We start from the raw sequence: 18,500 nt of genomic DNA on the forward strand, positions 1-18,500 counted from the left end.
AAATTAGCACATGTGTATTTTTTAATTATGTTTGAGATGTCTTTTTGACAAATTCATAATTTTAACTAATAAACAACTAGCGCTATGGATGCAACTTTCGCAACTGGAAAGGAACTTCAAAAAATGGATCCTGTTTTTGGTCAATTATCTTTTGATGATCACGAACAAATTGTATTTTGCAATGACAAAGATACAGGTTTAAAAGCAATTATTGGTATTCATAACTCAGTTATGGGGCCAGCTTTGGGAGGTACCAGAATGTGGAATTACAATACTGAATGGGAAGCTCTGAATGATGTTTTGCGTCTTTCAAGAGGGATGACATATAAATCTGCTATCACCGGTCTTAATATTGGTGGTGGTAAAGCAGTAATTATTGGTGATGCTAAAACGCAAAAAACACCAGAATTGATGCGTAAGTTTGGTGAATTTGTTCACTCTTTAAGCGGAAGATATATCACTGCTGAAGATGTTGGAATGGAAACTAAAGACATGGATACGGTTAGAGACGTAACACCTTATGTTACTGGAATCTCTGAAGAAAGAGGTGGTTCTGGAAATCCTTCTCCTGTAACAGCTTACGGTGTTTATTTAGGAATGAAAGCGGCTGCAAAAAGCCAGTTTGGTTCTGATGTTTTAGACGGTAAAAAAGTTTTGGTTCAGGGAATAGGTCACGTTGGTGAAGCTTTGGTAGAATATTTGACTAAAGAAGGAGCAGTAGTTACTATCGCTGATATCAACGAAGAAAAATTATACGAAGTAGCGCAAAAATACAATGCTACCATTTATACTGGCGAGGATTTGTATAGTGCTGATGTCGATATCTACGCGCCATGTGCAATGGGAGCCACTATCAATGATAATACAGTAAACAAAATTAAAGCGAAAGTTATTGCTGGTGCAGCCAACAATCAGTTAGCTGATGAGAATGTTCACGGTGCAAGATTACAGGAAAGAGGCATTTTATATGCTCCGGATTTCTTAATCAATGCTGGTGGTATCATCAATGTTTATGCTGAATTAGCAAACTACGGTAAAGCGGAGATCATGACTAAAACCGAAAATATCTATAACACTACTTTAGAAATTATCGATTATGCTGTGAAAAACGGAATTACAACACATAAAGCAGCGCTTACAATTGCTCAAAATCGTATCGATTTGAGAAAAATTGAAAACGCTTCTAAATAATTAGTATTCAGTGTTCACTTTTTAAGTGTTCAGTCTTAAATTTTAAAATCTCAGTCTACAAGTCAAATTGTAAACTGAGATTTTTTTATGTATGCTCATACTGATCACTTAAAAACTGACCACTGAATACTAAAAATAACGACTTTTTCACGAATTAATTTTATTATAAGCTGTGAAATTCTTATTTTTGCAGACTAATTTTTAAATGTTCTTACAAGGTGGTAAATAGAAGACACATACGCGTTAAAGTAATGCAATCCATTTATGCAATGCATCAAAGCGGTTCTGATAATATGGAAAAAGAAGAGAAATTTCTTTTCTATAGCATTGATAATATTCAGGACTTATATCTTATAATGCTTTCTTCATTGATTGAAATTTGCAAAAAAGAATCTGTTTTTTTACATCTTTCAAGCAAAAAACATCTTGCAACTGCTGCAGAACGTAACCCGAATGAAAAATTCATCAAAAACAAAATTTTTCAACTACTTGCTGAAAGCAATTCCCTTAGCATCGCTTTAGAAAATCGTAAAATCAATAACTGGTCGTTGAATGATGATTATATTTTGTTGCTTTTAAATGATATCAAAGCAAGTGAAGTGTATGCAAAATACATGTCAAACTCAACAAATACTTTTGAAGAAGACAGACAATTTATAATTGATTTGTTTGCTGATGTTATTGTTCCGAATGAAAAATTATATGAGTATTTAGAAGATGATAAATTGACATGGGTTGATGATATTCCGGTTGTAAATACACATATCGTAAAACAATTAAAAGCAATCAAAACAGAAGATCCGGACGATTTTAGAGTGCCAAAATTGTACAAGGATGTTGAAGATAAAGATTTTGCTAAAGATTTATTCAGAAGAACCGTTTTAAACGAATCGATTTTAGCAAAAGAATACGATGATAAAACACCAAACTGGGATAGCGAAAGAATTGCTGAAATTGATACGATTATCTTAAAAATGGCAATTTGCGAATTTTTGAAATTCCCATCAATTCCGGTAAAAGTAACGCTGAACGAATATTTAGAAATTGCCAAAGAATATTCTACTCCAAAAAGTAGTATTTTTATCAACGGGATTTTAGATAACCTTGTAAAAGAGTTAACTGCTAATAAGAAGATGGTAAAAGTAGGTAGAGGATTGATGTAATTGGGAAGAAATTCCAATTTTTAAATTCAAAATTCCAACGAAAAAATTAATATTAATAACAAAAATAAAACCTGAATACTATGCAAGATTTAATGAAATTTGCTCCTTATTTACTAATGTTTGTAGTGTTGTATTTCTTCATGATTAGACCACAACAAAAAAGAGCAAAAAACGAAAAAGAATTTGAAAGCGGCCTAAAAGTAGGTGACAAAATAATTACTAAAAGTGGTTTTCATGGTAAAATTGTTGAGCTTGCTGAAACAAGTGCCATTATCGAAACTATGTCTGGAAAATTAAAAATTGAGCGTTCAGCTATTTCTATGGAAATGAGCGCTGCTTTGAAAAAAGCTTAACGCTTTTTAAATTCCAATAAAATTAAAATCCCAAATTCCAATTATGGAGTTTGGGATTTTTTTTTGCCCAATACTTACGTAAAGAAAAAAACCTTTGTCAAAATTTTAACTTTGACAAAGGTTAATGAAAGGTTGGAATTTGGATTTTTTTAGTTGGAATTTAAATGCTACCTGTATTTGTCATTCAATCCAACATTTCCTAATATCATCGGAATCACTTTCTCGATTCTCGTTAATTTAGTTTTCTCTTGTTTGGCAGTTTCAATATATTCTAAAAACTCACATTGTTTATACGGACTAAATTTTTGAAAAGCTTTTGCTAAAGCCGGATTTTGATTCATTTCCTTTTGCATCAATTCAGAAACGATTACTTCTTTCTTTGAAGGTTTAATGATTTTTCCTTGCTTTTCGTTCTCGATAGCTTCTAAAATATATTGTAGAACTTCTTTTTCATTTACTTCTTCTTTTGAAGTAAAACGCCATTGACGCATGGATTTTGTTTTGTCTTCCTGGGCATTTATTAGCCTCTTTTTTTCATCTTTTAGAAATACTCCATTGAGGAACCAAATCGCAAAGTAATTTTTAAAACCTCCAATTCCGATAACATTCTTTTTATTGTAAACGTAAATTGGTCCGCCCCATTTTATGGTTTCTTCCAGTTCAGTTTTGTCAATAATTGATTTCAGGAAAAGAAGTTCTTCTTCCCATTGATTGACTTTGTCCCAAAAATGTTTTTTCTCAGAATTCGGTTCCACTTTATCTTTTTCTTTTAGGTTTTTCGGCTACTTCAAAAATACCAGGAATTGCGGTTAATTCTGCAATTTTTACAATTACATCTGTTGCTTTCTGAATACTTTCTGCAGGAACATATTCGTATTTTCCGTGGAAGTTATGACCGCCAGCAAAGATATTCGGGCAAGGTAATCCCATGAAAGACAATTGAGATCCGTCCGTTCCGCCACGAATAGGTTTGATGATTGGTTTTATATCCAATTCTCTCATTGCTTTTTCAGCAATATCAACAATATGTTTTACCGGAAGTACTTTTTCCTTCATATTGTAATATTGGTCTTTTACAACGGCAGTTACAATGTCTTCTCCAAATTGCTTCGCGTATTTTTTATTGATTTTCCTGGCAATTTTCCCAATTAAATCTTTTCTCTTTTCAAATTTGATTTTGTTGTGATCACGGATAATCAATTCCAAAACGGTTTCTTCAATGCTTCCTGTTAAATGATGTACGTGAAAAAATCCTTCGTAACCTTTCGTTTCCTGAGGCGTTTCTCCTTTCGGAAGTTCGTTGATGAAATCGTTAGCAATCAACATTGAATTGATCATTTTTCCTTTGGCATAACCCGGATGAACGCTTTTTCCTTTGAAAGTAATTTTAGCTCCGGCTGCATTGAAATTTTCATATTCTAATTCACCAATCTGACTTCCGTCCATGGTATAAGCCCATTTTGCACCAAATTTATCCACATCAAAATGATGTGCGCCACGACCAATTTCTTCATCAGGGGTAAATCCAATTCTGATTTTCCCGTGTTTAATTTCAGGATGCTGAACAAGATATTCCATTGCGGAAACAATCTCTGTAATTCCTGCTTTATCATCGGCACCCAACAAGGTTGTTCCATCAGTCGTAATGATGGTTTGACCTTTATATTGTAATAAATCTTTGAAATAGTTTGGAGAAAGAATAATATTTTTCTCTGCGTTTAAGATGATGTCTTTCCCGTCGTAATTCTCAATAATTTGAGGTTTTACATTCGCTCCCCTAAAATCTGGAGAAGTATCAAAATGCGAAACAAAGCCAATGGTTGGTACTTCGTGATCTACATTACTTGGCAAAGTAGCCATGATATAAGCTTTATCATCTATAGTGACGTCTTCAAGACCAATTGTTTTTAGTTCTTCGACTAATTTATTGGCAAGATTCCATTGTTTTTCTGTACTAGGTGTAGTTTGCGAATTTGGGTCCGATTCAGTATCAATCGTTACATAACTGATAAATCGATCTATGATATGCTGCATTTGTTTGTTTTTTTAGCAAATATAAGTAATTATTCAGGGGTTTAAAAGATAAAAGAGTTTGCCACGAATTTCACGAATTTTCACGAATTAAATTATGTACTATTCGAATATAAAAATCCAATTTCAGAAAATTAATTTTTCTAAAATTGGATTTTTATATTTAAATAATTAGTAAAAATTAGTGCAATTAGTGGCCAAAAAATTATTGAACACATCTAAAACCAATATGATTTGCAGGTGATTTATAGTCTCCTTTTCCTCTCGTTCCCACCATATATCGTGTACAATATTGATCTGTACATAAAAAAGATCCTCCACGTTGTACTTTTTTAGGAAGATTAGGTTCTCCCGGATCATAAGATGTTTCAGGTCCTTGTGGGTTTTTTGCAACTTGTCCATTATCACATATAACAGAGTAATAATCGGCCGTGTACCAGTCATTTGTCCATTCCCATACATTTCCTCCCACATCGTATAAACCATAACCATTTGGTTCGAATTGCTTTGTGGGAGCAATTCCGATATAACCATCTTCTCCTGTATCACCTTTTTCAATAGGGAAATGTCCCTGATAAATATTGGCCTGAAATTTTCCTTTCGGTTTTAAGTTATTTCCCCAGGCATAAAGTTCTCCGGTTTTTCCGCCACGAGCGGCAAATTCCCATTCAGCTTCAGTTGGTAATCTTTTTCCAGCCCATTTTGCATAAGCAGCTGCATCATCATAAGAAACCTGAACAACAGGATAATTACCTCTTCCTTTGATAGAGCTTCCAGCTCCTTCCGGATGTCTCCAGTCAGCACCTTTTTCATAAGTCCACCATTGCATATAATTGTTCAGATCTACTTTTGCCGGAGTAGGAGTGAAGACTGCCGATCCTGCAACTAGATTTTCTAATGGAGCATCAGGATATTCTTCATGTGTTGGTGCTTTTTCGGCCAATGTTACATAACCCGTTGCTTTAACGAAAGCTTCAAATTGGTCATTGGTAACTTCTGTCTGATCCATATAAAACCCATCAACATAAACTCTGTGTATTGGTGCAGCATCTTTAGTAACACCTTTTATGCTGCATAAACTTTCGTCTTCCACATTGCTTCCCATAGAAAATTCACCACCCGGAATCCAAACCATTCCTTTAGGTGTTTTACCTGATGGTTTGTTTTTATTCTCTATTGTCGGTTTAAATAAAGAAGCAGAATCCGCATTTGGAGTTTCGGCACAATCCATCGCAGCCAATTTTTGTTTTGGAACAATTAGCTTGGTATAGCCATAAGCAATTGAAATAATGGAGATAGTTAGTATAGCAAAAATCCAGTAGGTTTTATTTTTCATTATAATAGTTTTAATCTGGTTGTCAATAATAAAAAGTAAAGTTAAAAAAATAACCTTACCAAACTCTATTTGTTTGGTAAGGTTAGTATGATTTTAACTGTCTTTCTCAACATTAACCACTTCGTATTTATTTTTACCATCTACCTGGACAGGTTGGTAGTAGGTTTCTCCAAATTTTACGTATTTAGCATCTCCAATAGTAACTTCTTCGCCGCCTTCTGGTAAATTATCTACTAAAGTTCCTGCGGTTGGAGCAACCACTTTGTAAGAGCTTCCATCTTTTTCATAATATGTTCCGCCGTAATAATAATTGTTTACAGTTCCTGTATTAACCGTTTCAGCGCCACTTGGAATGTTATTTACAGTTCCTCCCACCGGTGCAGGTACCGCTGTGTAGCCACCGCTTGTCGAGGTGTACCAAACCCCTTGATCATAATGATATTTTGTATTTTCGACACTTACCACAATTGCTGTAACTGCTAAAGTCGCCACAAAGAATCCCCATGGATGCCAAACTGGTCCCCAATAATAAGGGTGATAAGGACGGGGATAATATGGGTGGTAGCAATTGTATCTATAACCTCCATATCTGTAAGGAGGGCGTACGTAAGGTCTTGGTCCGGCTATTACAACAGTATTACGATTGTTTCGAACATGCACACTGTTGTTAACATTAATATTTACGTTATTTCTGTTTCTATTAACCGTGTTGCCGCTGATGTTGGTGTTTTTATTACCAACTCTGTTATTGTTGTTCGAGTTTCTGTTGTTTGTTGTTTTGTTACCAGCAATTTTTGAGTTTGACGTTGATGGTCTGGTAACTTTATTGTTGTTATTAGCAGGTCTGCTAATTCCAGATCCGCCAGATCCGGGTCTGGTTGTTGCACTCGGCCTGTTGATTCCAGAATTGTGAGATTCAGGTCTGTTTACTGTTGGTCTTGTTTGAGTTGCCGGTCTGGCTGGTCTTGCCTGAACGCCACCACCACGATGCGCGCCTCCTCCGCCACCACGATGCTGCGCTATACTATCAATTGAAATCAAAAAAAATGATCCCATGAAGCACATAAGTGCTGTCTTTCTAAGAGTCTTTTTTATACTTTTCATTTTCAGTGTTTTAGGAATATTAAAATTATTAAAAAAAACAAGAATAATTTAGGGAATTAAAAAATCATTTTTGTTTTTATTGTCTAAATTGTTGATTACAATGTTATACCGATTTTGGGTAATGCTTTTTTACTATTATAATGAAATATCCCATTGTATTCTGAAACGCCATCCAGCCTCTAAAGGCAAGGTTTTATCCTGAAAGCTGAAATAGGAGACTTCAGAAGTCAGTTTGTTTTTATGTCCTTTAAAAAACCAGTTAAAAGCAATAGTTGTTTCATCTTGTAAATTTTGTCTTATCGAATTGTCAGGACGATAGGCGGCATGTCTTCCGGCCATTTCTAAATGTTTTGGCCACCAGTCAAAGGCATTATGAAAGAAATAGCCAGCCTGAACGTAATAACCTTTCAAAGTAGTGACTTCATTATTGTTTAATTTGTCTATAATCTCTTTAGTGTGCCATTCGCTTTGCCAGGAAAAGCCACGATACATAAAAGCGCTTTCGAGATTCCATTGATTAACTCTGTATTGACCCGGTAAGCCATTTTCGTAACCTTCTAAAGAACCTCCTCCTGATTGCGAAAAACGGGTATAAGGACTTCGGTTTGTTAATCCTGAAAAGGCGATTATTGGCGTTGGTTTTTCGTGAAATTCTAAATCACTTCCTTCAAAATCCAGAAAACGTCCTAAAAAGTTCCATTGTGCTCTTCCAAAATACATAAGATTATTATCGTCGTTTGAGGTGTTTCCTCGTCCGGTTCCGGTTAAGGCTGCTGCCCAATAATTGAAATCGGCTATGCCGCCCCCTTTAAGATGTCCGTATACTTCGACTCCCATCTGTCTGTCTGCTGTAAAAGGCCGATTGATTAGAGATCTATCAACAGTTTGTTGTTCACCGCTGCTTATAAAACGTTCACGAGTATATTCAACCTTCCATTGTCCGACTTTAAAACTTAGCCATTCCCATTTTTCAACCATGATTCTAAAATCTAGGAGATTTGATTGACTAAGCTCGTATTCCCAATAATATTTCAGCCAGGGTTCAAAAGCATGACCACCTACTTTTAATCTTGCCCTATTGATTTTAAAAGTTGTTTCTTTATCCTGACTGTAATCATCGTAGGTTAAAGGATCCTGATCGTTTGGTGTCGAAAATCGAAATTGTAAACGGCTTTGTAATTGAAAAAGGAATTTATTGTCTTTTGTTCTTAATTCTATTCCTTTGTCTCCGTATCGTACATTGACCAGTTTGGTTGTATCTTTTATTTCCTGAGACCATCCATTTAAGCCTAATAGCACTATTAAACCTAGTAGGGTATTTCTGAAAATATGAATTAGTATGCTGGCTTTATACATATTTTAATCAAATACAATTAGTTAAGAATTTTCTTAAGTGAGTCAAAATTAATTAATAAAGCGCTTTAATAAGTCTGTTGGAGGGCCTGACTTTGTTTCATTTTATAATTTGCAACATCTTATAATTTGTTTTTGTAAAAGAGTACCTTTTTAAACTATAATAATTAAATTTGCACCCGAAAACACACACAACTATTCTTATGTATAAATTGATAATTCGCCCGATACTTTTTTGTTTTGATCCAGAAGAAGTACATTATTTTACCTTTTCATTTGTTAAATTCATTTCAAAAATTCCCGGAGTTTCATCAATTATAAAATCAATATACGAAGTAAAAGACAGTCGTTTAGAGCGTGAAGTTTTCGGAATCAAATTTAAAAATCCGGTTGGATTGGCTGCGGGATTTGATAAAGATGCCAAATTATACAAAGAGCTTTCAAACTTTGGTTTTGGTTTTATTGAAATCGGAACTGTAACTCCGGTTGGTCAGGAAGGAAATCCAAAAAAACGTTTGTTTCGTTTAAAAGAAGATCAGGCGATTATTAACCGAATGGGGTTTAATAACGGAGGAGTTCTGGAAGCTGTAGAACGTTTGAAAAGGAATTCAGGTGTTTTGATCGGTGGAAACATCGGAAAAAACAAAGTGACTCCAAACGAAAATGCTGTTGATGATTATATCATTTGTTTTGATGCTTTGTTTGATCATGTTGATTATTTTGTAGTGAATGTAAGTTCGCCAAATACACCAAACTTAAGAGCTTTACAGGATAAAGAACCGCTTACGGCTTTATTGCAAACACTTCAAAATAGAAATGTAGAAAAGCAAAAAACAAGCACTCAAAAAATAAAACCAATTCTTTTAAAAATTGCTCCGGACTTAACAGACGAGCAATTGCTGGATATTATTGATATTGTAAAAACAACCCAAATTGCAGGTGTAATTGCAACAAATACAACTATTTCAAGAGAGGGTTTACAGTCTCAAAATCAATCTGAAATAGGAGGTTTGTCAGGAAAACCATTAACAAAACGCTCTACCGAAGTGATTCGTTTTCTTTCTGAAAAAAGCAATAAAGCATTCCCGATTATTGGAGTAGGAGGAATTCATTCTGCCGATGATGCAATTGAGAAACTAAATGCAGGTGCAAGCTTAGTACAATTGTATACAGGTTTTATTTATGAAGGGCCGGCTTTAATTAAAGCAATCAATAAAAAGGTTTTAAAAGGATTGTAAAATCAATGCCTGGACAACAAGTCCGGAAATTATAGCAATTCCAAAACTAATCAAAGTACCAATTAAGACATACTCGGTTAGTTTGCGGTCTTTGGCTTCTTTTAGATCTCCAAACCTAAAAATAGATTTAGCAGCCAATAAAAAACCGATCGCTTCAAAATGCCCGGTAAGGATAAAGCAAAACACAAATAATCTTTCTAAAATGCCAATGTAATTTCCTGCATTGGCAAGTGAATTATCTGCGTGGGTATTTTCATTTTCGGGACTCCAAATCGATATGATGGTTTTGATGATAATAGAGGAAGGTTTGGTAACAAATAAGATTCCGGTCAATAAAATCCAAAACTCATTATCCTGCCAAAAATTAATAATGCCTTTGTTTTCATACAGAAGTACAATCCCAATTAAAATTAAAACATGCGCAATCTGGTCGGCAATAAACCAGCTGCGTTTTGTTTTTGGCTGCTGAAAATTTAATTTGATGAGATCAATAATTCCGTGTGTAACGGCTATTAAAACGGCATAAGGAATAAAGTCAATTTCCCAGACCAAAATTGCTGCCAACAGACCGTGAATCAATATATGAAGGTATAAGAAAACACTTTTATGTTTTTTAATTTCTTTATCGGCTACCCATGAATTAGGCTGCCAGATAAAATCGCCTAATAAATGTGCTAATAGTAGTTTTATAAATAACATCATGGGGCTGTAAGTTGTTTTATTTGTGTTCTAAAATAACGATCTAAATTCATAACCAAATCAAATTGAGCACGTTTTTGTCTGCGGCTCACGGCGGCTTGATTAATGCCTAGTTTTTGTCCTAGTTCTTCCTGAGACAAGTCAGGATTTTCTATAGCGGCAGCAACAAATTCTGCAGATTGTGCCAGCCAGGTGTCCATAAAGGTCAAAGCCAGCTGTAACATCAAATTCATTTTTTCGTCCAGATTAGTGTCGCCAGTTCGCATTGCTAAAGTTACTTTTTGTTTTTTTAAAGTTTCAAAAAGTTCTCCTGAATGTATAAAAGCAGATCCATTGCTTTCGGATATTTTTTCGGCATTATGTGTTTTATTTCCAAAACCAATGCTCATTCGCGCATCTAATTTTATAGATCGTAAATGTGCTTTTATTAAAATAGTAGCCAATAAGGCTTCTTCAGGATTTTGTATTTCAATTTGAAATTCATCTCCCCGATAGACTTCCCATTGGCTTGGTGTTTTGCCAAACGGAGATAGGATTTTTTTCAACCCTTCGACCCAGTCTTTTGATTTTTGTTTTCTTGAATCAATTATATCTCCTGTAATTACACTAGTCATAATTCAAATATAATTAAAAATAAATAAAGTTTTATATTACAAATATAGGGAATATTTTTAATTATTACCTTTTTGTGTAATATTTGTATTTATTACGTTTTTGTGTAATAATTTTATTTATTACAATATTGAGTAATATTTCAATTAATGAAAATTATAACTTTTATTTCTTTAAAAAAGAAGCTAACTTAGCCTTCACAAAAGAATAAGCTTTGAATAAAGAAATCAAGATTATCGAATGTCCGCGAGATGCCATGCAAGGTATCAAAACTTTTATTCCGACAAAAAATAAGGTTTCGTACATACAGTCGTTGCTTCGAGTAGGCTTTGATACCATTGATTTTGGAAGTTTTGTTTCTCCAAAAGCAATTCCGCAAATGCAGGATACTGCTGAGGTTTTGGCGCAGCTCGATCTTTCTCAAACTACAAGCAAATTACTGGCGATAATTGCCAATACACAAGGAGCGGCAGCAGCTTCAGAACATGAAGCTATTCAGTATTTGGGATTTCCTTTTTCTATCTCAGAGAATTTCCAGATGCGAAACACCCATAAAACGATTGCTGAATCATTAATTACACTGGAAGAAATTCTTGAAATAGCCGATAAAAAAAATAAAGAAGTCGTAACCTATCTTTCAATGGGGTTTGGAAATCCGTATGGAGATCCCTGGAATGTTGAAATAGTAGGCGAGTGGACCGAGAAACTTTCAAAAATGGGTGTAAAAATTTTATCACTTTCAGATACTGTCGGAAGTTCTACGCCAGAAGTGATTACTTATCTTTTTTCTAATTTAATTCCAAAATACCCTCAGATAGAATTTGGGGCTCATTTACACACAACACCAGATAGTTGGTTCGAAAAAATAGATGCCGCTTCAAAAGCAGGCTGTACACGTTTTGACGGAGCGATTCAGGGATTTGGTGGCTGTCCAATGGCAACCGATAAACTGACTGGAAATATGCCTACGGAAAAACTGATCTCTTATTTTACGGCAAATAAAAAGACAACCGGTCTAAATTCCTTAAGTTTTGAAAGTGCTTATAATGAAGCATCAAAATTGTTCGGGAAATTTCATTAAAAAGTAGTACATTTATTATTTATATGTAATAATCATTTGCAAACCAGTGTTATTACTGACTATCTAATAGAGTAGTTATGAAAGCAAACATCCTAAATAGAATTCCTAAAATTTTAGTTTTTGCATTCCTGTTTTTTTCGTGCTCAAGTGATTTAGATTTTGATCAGGCCAACGATCTTAAACTGGAACCTGTTTTTGTAGCTAATCTGGCTTATTTTAGCGTTCCGGCAACTCAATTGGTAAATGATGGATCACCTCAAGTGGTATCTGATGTTCAGGGTTTTGATGCTTTTAAGGATGAGTTTTTTAGAGATAATTTAGTAAAAACAGAATTTGATTTTGAGATTGATAATACTATAGTCAGAGCTTTTAGAATCGAGATGCAGCTTTTAGATGCTAATGATCAAGTACTTGAAACCAATCCTTATTCGGTTCCCGCTTATTCAGGAGGTTCTAATGTTATCAAATTTCCGACAGAAGTGTACGAAAATGAAAGATTGGAGCTTTTAAAGCAGACTGTTAAATTGAAATTTATTATCGGAATGCAGTCTGGGCCGCCATTAGACGAAAACAGTGCTGGAAATTTGAAATTTCGCTCAAGTGCAAACGTTTATATGGTGATCGAATGAGAAAAGCGTGCTTAATTTTAATGCTGTCTCTACAGTTTGTTTGTTTTAGTCAAAACAGACAGCTCTTGTATAATTTTACATCGATTCCACAATCATCATTGGTCAATCCAGGTGCAGATGTTTCGTATAAATACTATTTTGGTATTCCTGTTTTATCTGGTATTTCTGCAAATCTTGGTTCAAGCAGTTTTTCGGCTTATGATTTATTTGCCAATAACGGGGTCGATTTTAATGATAAAGTCCGAAATATTGTAAACAACTCATCAAACAAAGACAAAGCTCAGGTCAATGAACAACTAGAATTATTTTCAGGAGGATTTAGAGTTGGAGGAGAAGATAGTCAGTCTTATATTTCATTTGGAGCCTATCAGGAATTTGATTTTTTGATGTACGTTCCAAAGGATCCTGCCATATTTGCCTTATACGGAAATAAAGATTATGTTGGAAAATCATTTAATTTGGCAGATATCAATGTAAGGGCCGAAGTGCTTTCTGTTCTTCATGTTGGTTTTCATAAAAAACTAAATGAAAAATTTGTTTTAGGAGGTCGTGCCAAGTTGTATTCAAGTGGTGCCAATGCTACCTCTACACGAAATTCCGGGTTTATTTATACAACTCAAATTCCGGGAACGCCAAATCTTTATACACAGGTAATCTCGTCAAATCTGGAACTTAAAACTTCTGGAATTGCCAAATTTACCAAAGATGAATATGAAGGAAATGTTGCTAAAGATATTGCGCATAACACCTTTTTTAATGGTAGTTTAGGTTTGGGGCTTGATGTAGGATTTACATATTACTTCAGAGAAAATCTACAGTTTACAGCAAGTATTATCGACCTCGGATTTGTAAATCAATCCAAAGATATTGAAACTATAACCTACAAAGGAAATTACAGATACGAGGGTGCAAATCCTATTTTTGAATTTACAAATGATCCTGAAGATGTTTTTGATGATTTCGAAAAAGCTATTCCACGTGATACACTTTACAACAAATACACTACCTGGCGCCCAACCAAATTGTATTCTTCTGTTCAGTATTCCTTTGGAGAATCCAGATCAGATGAGGAGTGCAATTGCAAGCCATCCGATAAAAGAAGATATGTCAATGCAATTGGAGGACAAATGTTTGCTATGACAATGCCAAATGAGCCTTTTATAGCATTTACAGCTTTTTATAGAAGAAGCATTTTCGAAAAATTAGATTTTAAGGCCACTTATACACTGGATTCTTATTCAAGTAAAAACATTGGTTTAGGACTTTCCGGAACGATTGGAAAAGTCAATATTTATGCTCTCGTCGACAATGTTCTGGAATATCGAGATGTCTCGAAGGCGAATAGCCTGGCGTTTCAATTCGGAATCAATTTTATTGTCCCTGAATAATTTTTACCATATAAGTAATATAAGTTCATTTTATTTTGTTGCATGATAAGATAGCGATCATATAGAATAAGAGAAATCATTTCTTATATGATTTAAAAACGCAGATTAAATTATGTGCTAAAACTTATATCACTGCTATGAACTTGTATGGTTTTAAAAAAAATAAGACAAAAAATTTATATAACTTCTATGAATTTATATGGTAAAAAAAACATCCAGGAAGCCCTATTTCTTATATGATTTAAAAAAAGATGCCGATATGAATTATGCGTAAAAACTTATATCACTGCTATGAACTTATATGGTTTTTAAAAAAAATAAAACAAAAAAATTATATAACTTCTATGAATTTATATGGTAAAAAAAAATATCCAGGAAGCCCTATTTCTTATATGATTTAAAAAAAGATGCCGATATGAATTATGCGCAAAAACTTATATCACTTCTATGAACTTATATGGTTCAAAAAAAAATAAGAATAAGTTAGTATTCTTGTTTCCAATTTATTCACTATATTTGCACGCAATTCAACTAGAAATTGCAACATGATAGCACACAACTCCAAGATCATCGGCGAAGGTTTAACTTACGATGATGTATTATTAGTACCTAACTACTCGAATGTGCTTCCTCGCGAAGTGAGTATCAAATCAAAATTTTCAAGAAATATAACACTAAACGTTCCTATAGTATCAGCTGCTATGGATACCGTTACGGAGAGTGCAATGGCAATCGCTATGGCGCAGGAAGGCGGAATTGGTGTTTTACATAAAAACATGACCATCGAGCAACAAGCTGCGAAGGTAAGAAAAGTAAAACGTGCAGAATCTGGTATGATTATCGATCCGGTAACATTACCAATGACTTCGACAATTGCAGATGCAAAAAATGCAATGAAAGAATTCGGAATTGGCGGTATTCCAATCGTTGACGAAAACAAAATCCTTAAAGGTATCGTTACTAATCGTGACTTACGTTTCGAAAAAAACGGTGCAAGACCAATTGCTGAGGTAATGACAAGTACTAACTTAGTTACTGTTGCCGAAGGAACTTCATTAGAACAAGCAGAAGTAGTTTTACAAGGTCACAAAATTGAGAAACTACCAGTTGTAAATGCTAAAAATGAATTGGTTGGTTTAATTACTTTCAGAGATATCACAAAATTGACTCAAAAACCAATCGCAAACAAAGACGTTTACGGACGTTTAAGAGTTGCTGCTGCTATTGGAGTTACTGGTGATGCTGTTGAAAGAGCTGCTGCACTAGTTGCTGCCGGTGTTGATGCTATTATTATCGATACTGCTCACGGTCATACTGAAGGTGTTGTAAATACATTAAAAGAAGTAAAATCAAAATTCCCACAAATAGATGTAATTGTTGGAAACATCGCAACTCCTGAAGCAGCTAAATATTTAGTAGCGAATGGTGCTGACGGTGTTAAAGTTGGAATCGGACCTGGTTCTATCTGTACAACCCGTATTGTTGCTGGTGTTGGTTTTCCTCAATTCTCAGCAGTTTTAGAAGTTGCTGCAGCGATTAAAGGAACTGGAGTTCCTGTTATTGCTGATGGTGGAATTCGTTACACAGGAGATATTCCTAAAGCAATCGCTGCCGGTGCTGACTGTGTAATGTTAGGTTCATTATTAGCAGGAACAAAAGAATCTCCAGGTGAAACTATCATTTTTGAAGGAAGAAAATTCAAATCATACCGTGGAATGGGTTCTGTTGAAGCCATGCAAACAGGTTCAAAAGACCGTTATTTCCAGGATGTTGAAGACGACGTTAAAAAATTAGTTCCGGAAGGAATTGTAGGTCGTGTTCCTTACAAAGGAGAATTAAACGAAAGTATGCTTCAATTCATTGGTGGTCTTCGTGCCGGAATGGGATACTGTGGTTCAAAAGATATTCCAACTTTGCAGGAAACAGGACGTTTTGTTAGAATCACGTCAAGCGGAATTACGGAAAGTCACCCACACAATGTAACTATAACAAAAGAAGCTCCAAATTATTCAAGATAATTTTTAGTTTTTTTATTATAAAACAAAAGGCATAAGAGTTTGAATCTTATGCCTTTTTTTATTAGTTTTTCGAGATTTCAGAGGTTTGTTTAAAATCACTTTTTGATTTTAATTGTAAAGTAAAATCGGTACTTTTTAGATCAAGATTAAAATCCATTACTAAAGTATTTCCGGTAATAAAATGATTTGGAATATCATAAATTAAATCCCCTTTTCCTATTCCGGCTCCATTTGTTTCAAATCTACTGTCCGACATTTTCATAGTATAAGTTTGTGTTATATCAAAGAATGCATTTTTTGAATTCATGCTTTTCAAACGGTATGTTGTGGTAATTTGCATTTCAATATTAATACCTGCAATGGGTAATGTTAAAGGGCTTTCCTGAATAAAAGATTCACCTATTTTTAGTTTTTTCTGCGGCATAACCAACTGTGAAAATGTGCTTTTGACGGTTTGGAAAATGATATTTTTAAAACTTTCTTCCATGCCTTTTGAGACGATAGAATCCATTTCAGGCATAGTAGAAGATGAAGTTTTACCATACAACAACGTACCGTTTGGAATTATAGTTTTTCCATTTGCATCAATAGATTTTAAGTACTCAATTGTTATCGGAAAGTTGCCGCTTTTATCAGTTTTACCCGTTTTAGAAAGTGTTTCTAAATTAAAGCTATTTTTTATTTTCGTTGGGTTTACTATTCCATTTTGCTTTAAATTTTCTAAAAATTTTTCGTTTCCAGAATACACAACTTCATAATCTGAAGAATTAGATGTTGCTTGACGATAAATAGTTTCAAGAGAGTAACCAGGTTTGAAATCTAAAATTTGATTTGATTGTCCGTAATTAAAAACAGGAAATAAAATAAGAAAAAGTAGGAGTATATTCTTCATGGTTTTAATCTTAAAAACTATTTTGGTTTTTAGATGTTTTAAGAGAGACGAAAATAGGAAAATAAAAGTGACCAGAAGTAAAAAAAAATACATTTTGAAGTTTAATCTTCTCGAAAGTTTAGGCTATGCTTTTTCAATTCTTCCAATAGTTTTGGAATTGAGCTTGGTCCAATTCCGTGTAATGATATGATTTCTTTTTTTGAATATTTTGATAAATCCTGTACAGTTTCGATTCCTTTATTTTCTAAAGCTCGTCTTGCCGGGGCTGACAATACAGATAAAACCTCCGATTGTGGTTTACGCTCCTGTTCGCAAATTGGACAAGTAGGGCAATCGCTCGTTTTAAAATAGTGATGCCCTTTTTTACAAGTTCTGTTATTTTTAGAAGAGGAGATCATTTTTGTTTTAGATTGTAATATAAAATTACCTAAAAAAAACAGCTGATGCAATATTTTAAAATTGCATCAGCTGTTTTTATATAAAATATAATATTCTAAAGAGCAGCAGTTTGCTTTTCTGTTTCTCTAATTTTCTGATTTTCTAAAATCTTTTGAACAAAAGGTTGAACCTGGGTTTCAATTTCCGACTCTGAGATATTTAATGCTTCTGGATCTTTTACTAATTCCAGCCATGGTTTAGGTCCGTCAAAATTATAGCTTCCAAAAACGATTACAGGTGTTCCTTTAACTTTTACATTTTCACTGTCTTTCAAAACCCATTCGTCTGCCCATTTATAAAGGTATTTTGCATCTTTTTCTAATAAACGCAGACAAGAATGCGAAGCTGGATAGCCGGGTAATTCATATTGGTGAAAACCAACTCCCAGTTTATTTTCGATATTAAAATTCCATTTTAAATCCCACTCGTCATTAAAAGTACTTGTTGTTTTTTCAGCTTTCCAGTTGGTGAAAAACAATCCGGTTGGTGTTGGGTCTTTTTTTCTTCCCATATTGGTTGGTCCGGTATAAACGAGTTCGCCGTTTTCATAAGCGGCAAAAGTCTGTGTAGGATAGGAGAAAATCAAAACTTTAGAAACCTCTTCTAAAGCTGATACGTGTATTGGAAATGGTAAATAGTAAACCAAATCGCCACTAAAATCATTCGGAATAACAACCGAATCCATTTTGGCAATATTTGCTTTATCCGTTCTATTTATAGCGTAAGCAATATAAAGTTTGGTTGAATCACCTTTGATGGAATCAAGCCATTGTTTTGTTTTTTCAAATTTAAAAGCAACAGTTGATTCTGGTTTTTTGTATTCAACGGTTTTGCGAATTTTTGTTTCACTTTGTCTTATAGTCTTCTTTTGTTCACAAGAACCTAACAAAACTAAAACAAGCAGGAACAAAACATTGGATGTGTAATATAACTTTTTCATAAAACTGGTTTTTTATATGATGTAAAGTTATTTT

At 34.1% G+C, this 18,500-nt stretch carries 18 protein-coding genes; 8 read left to right on the forward strand and 10 right to left on the reverse strand.

What is annotated here, in order from left to right; translation table 11 throughout:
- Window positions 1-84 precede the first annotated feature (84 nt).
- The 3 genes from AC3ITQ_RS11620 (at window position 85) to yajC (ending at window position 2,707) form a co-directional block, all read left to right on the forward strand.
- On the forward strand, window positions 85-1,191 hold the full coding sequence (locus tag AC3ITQ_RS11620; RefSeq protein ID WP_072975802.1) for a Glu/Leu/Phe/Val family dehydrogenase: 1,107 nt from the start codon (window positions 85-87) through the stop codon (window positions 1,189-1,191).
- A 251-nt stretch (window positions 1,192-1,442) separates the two neighbouring features.
- A complete protein-coding gene (gene nusB, locus AC3ITQ_RS11625) occupies window positions 1,443-2,354 on the forward strand; it encodes a transcription antitermination factor NusB (RefSeq protein ID WP_026981842.1) in 912 nt (303 codons plus the stop codon).
- An 80-nt stretch (window positions 2,355-2,434) separates the two neighbouring features.
- Window positions 2,435-2,707: a preprotein translocase subunit YajC gene (gene yajC, locus AC3ITQ_RS11630; RefSeq protein WP_026981843.1), complete on the forward strand. Its 273-nt coding sequence runs from the start codon at window positions 2,435-2,437 to the stop codon at window positions 2,705-2,707.
- Window positions 2,708-2,874: 167 nt separating this feature from the next.
- On the opposite strand, the gene AC3ITQ_RS11635 is transcribed toward yajC, so the two are convergent.
- The 5 genes from AC3ITQ_RS11635 to AC3ITQ_RS11655 all read right to left on the reverse strand — a co-directional run bounded on the left by AC3ITQ_RS11635 (window position 2,875) and on the right by AC3ITQ_RS11655 (window position 8,534).
- Entirely contained in the window at window positions 2,875-3,462 is a 588-nt protein-coding gene (locus tag AC3ITQ_RS11635) for a YdeI/OmpD-associated family protein (protein ID WP_489234419.1), read from the reverse strand.
- 1 nt (window position 3,463) lies between these two features.
- On the reverse strand, window positions 3,464-4,741 hold the full coding sequence (gene pepT / locus AC3ITQ_RS11640) for a peptidase T (protein WP_489234420.1): 1,278 nt from the start codon (window positions 4,739-4,741) through the stop codon (window positions 3,464-3,466).
- Window positions 4,742-4,943: 202 nt separating this feature from the next.
- Window positions 4,944-6,074, reverse strand: coding sequence for a formylglycine-generating enzyme family protein (locus AC3ITQ_RS11645; RefSeq protein ID WP_489234421.1), 1,131 nt, complete (start codon window positions 6,072-6,074; stop codon window positions 4,944-4,946).
- 93 nt (window positions 6,075-6,167) lie between these two features.
- Window positions 6,168-7,178, reverse strand: coding sequence for a DUF6515 family protein (locus AC3ITQ_RS11650; protein ID WP_489234422.1), 1,011 nt, complete (start codon window positions 7,176-7,178; stop codon window positions 6,168-6,170).
- A gap of 135 nt (window positions 7,179-7,313) precedes the next feature.
- Window positions 7,314-8,534, reverse strand: coding sequence for an OprO/OprP family phosphate-selective porin (locus tag AC3ITQ_RS11655; protein WP_489234423.1), 1,221 nt, complete (start codon window positions 8,532-8,534; stop codon window positions 7,314-7,316).
- A 200-nt stretch (window positions 8,535-8,734) separates the two neighbouring features.
- Here AC3ITQ_RS11655 and AC3ITQ_RS11660 point away from each other — a divergent pair, with 200 nt between their 5' ends.
- Window positions 8,735-9,769 (forward strand): quinone-dependent dihydroorotate dehydrogenase, encoded by a 1,035-nt coding sequence (locus AC3ITQ_RS11660; protein ID WP_489234424.1) that lies wholly within the window; start codon window positions 8,735-8,737, stop codon window positions 9,767-9,769.
- Here AC3ITQ_RS11660 and AC3ITQ_RS11665 read toward each other — a convergent pair.
- Together AC3ITQ_RS11665 and AC3ITQ_RS11670 are read right to left on the reverse strand one after the other, a co-directional pair.
- Complete coding sequence (locus AC3ITQ_RS11665) at window positions 9,755-10,471, reverse strand: DUF3307 domain-containing protein (RefSeq protein ID WP_489234425.1); 717 nt, start codon at window positions 10,469-10,471, stop codon at window positions 9,755-9,757. The two genes, AC3ITQ_RS11660 and AC3ITQ_RS11665, sit on opposite strands and share 15 nt — an antisense overlap.
- Complete coding sequence (locus AC3ITQ_RS11670) at window positions 10,468-11,082, reverse strand: SatD family protein (RefSeq protein WP_489234426.1); 615 nt, start codon at window positions 11,080-11,082, stop codon at window positions 10,468-10,470. The genes AC3ITQ_RS11665 and AC3ITQ_RS11670 overlap by 4 nt, the downstream gene beginning before the upstream one ends.
- Before the next feature lie 212 nt (window positions 11,083-11,294).
- Between AC3ITQ_RS11670 and AC3ITQ_RS11675 the strand changes: the two genes are divergently transcribed.
- The 4 genes from AC3ITQ_RS11675 (at window position 11,295) to guaB (ending at window position 16,196) form a co-directional block, all read left to right on the forward strand.
- Window positions 11,295-12,161: a hydroxymethylglutaryl-CoA lyase gene (locus AC3ITQ_RS11675; RefSeq protein WP_375033357.1), complete on the forward strand. Its 867-nt coding sequence runs from the start codon at window positions 11,295-11,297 to the stop codon at window positions 12,159-12,161.
- 77 nt (window positions 12,162-12,238) lie between these two features.
- Entirely contained in the window at window positions 12,239-12,790 is a 552-nt protein-coding gene (locus AC3ITQ_RS11680) for a hypothetical protein (RefSeq protein ID WP_489234427.1), read from the forward strand.
- A 65-nt stretch (window positions 12,791-12,855) separates the two neighbouring features.
- Window positions 12,856-14,178 carry a DUF5723 family protein gene (locus tag AC3ITQ_RS11685; protein ID WP_489234428.1) on the forward strand — a complete coding sequence of 441 codons (1,323 nt, stop codon included), beginning with the start codon at window positions 12,856-12,858 and terminating at the stop codon, window positions 14,176-14,178.
- Window positions 14,179-14,723: 545 nt separating this feature from the next.
- On the forward strand, window positions 14,724-16,196 hold the full coding sequence (guaB, locus tag AC3ITQ_RS11690; protein WP_026981854.1) for an IMP dehydrogenase: 1,473 nt from the start codon (window positions 14,724-14,726) through the stop codon (window positions 16,194-16,196).
- A gap of 61 nt (window positions 16,197-16,257) precedes the next feature.
- Here the strand turns inward: guaB and AC3ITQ_RS11695 are convergent, their stop codons facing one another.
- The 3 genes from AC3ITQ_RS11695 to AC3ITQ_RS11705 all read right to left on the reverse strand — a co-directional run bounded on the left by AC3ITQ_RS11695 (window position 16,258) and on the right by AC3ITQ_RS11705 (window position 18,466).
- Window positions 16,258-17,088, reverse strand: coding sequence for a hypothetical protein (locus AC3ITQ_RS11695; protein ID WP_489234429.1), 831 nt, complete (start codon window positions 17,086-17,088; stop codon window positions 16,258-16,260).
- A 101-nt stretch (window positions 17,089-17,189) separates the two neighbouring features.
- Window positions 17,190-17,486: a helix-hairpin-helix domain-containing protein gene (locus AC3ITQ_RS11700; protein WP_489234430.1), complete on the reverse strand. Its 297-nt coding sequence runs from the start codon at window positions 17,484-17,486 to the stop codon at window positions 17,190-17,192.
- A 95-nt stretch (window positions 17,487-17,581) separates the two neighbouring features.
- Entirely contained in the window at window positions 17,582-18,466 is an 885-nt protein-coding gene (locus AC3ITQ_RS11705; protein WP_489234431.1) for a L,D-transpeptidase, read from the reverse strand.
- Between the last annotated feature and the right edge of the window lie 34 nt (window positions 18,467-18,500).

This window comes from Flavobacterium sp. KH_001 (assembly GCF_057840745.1).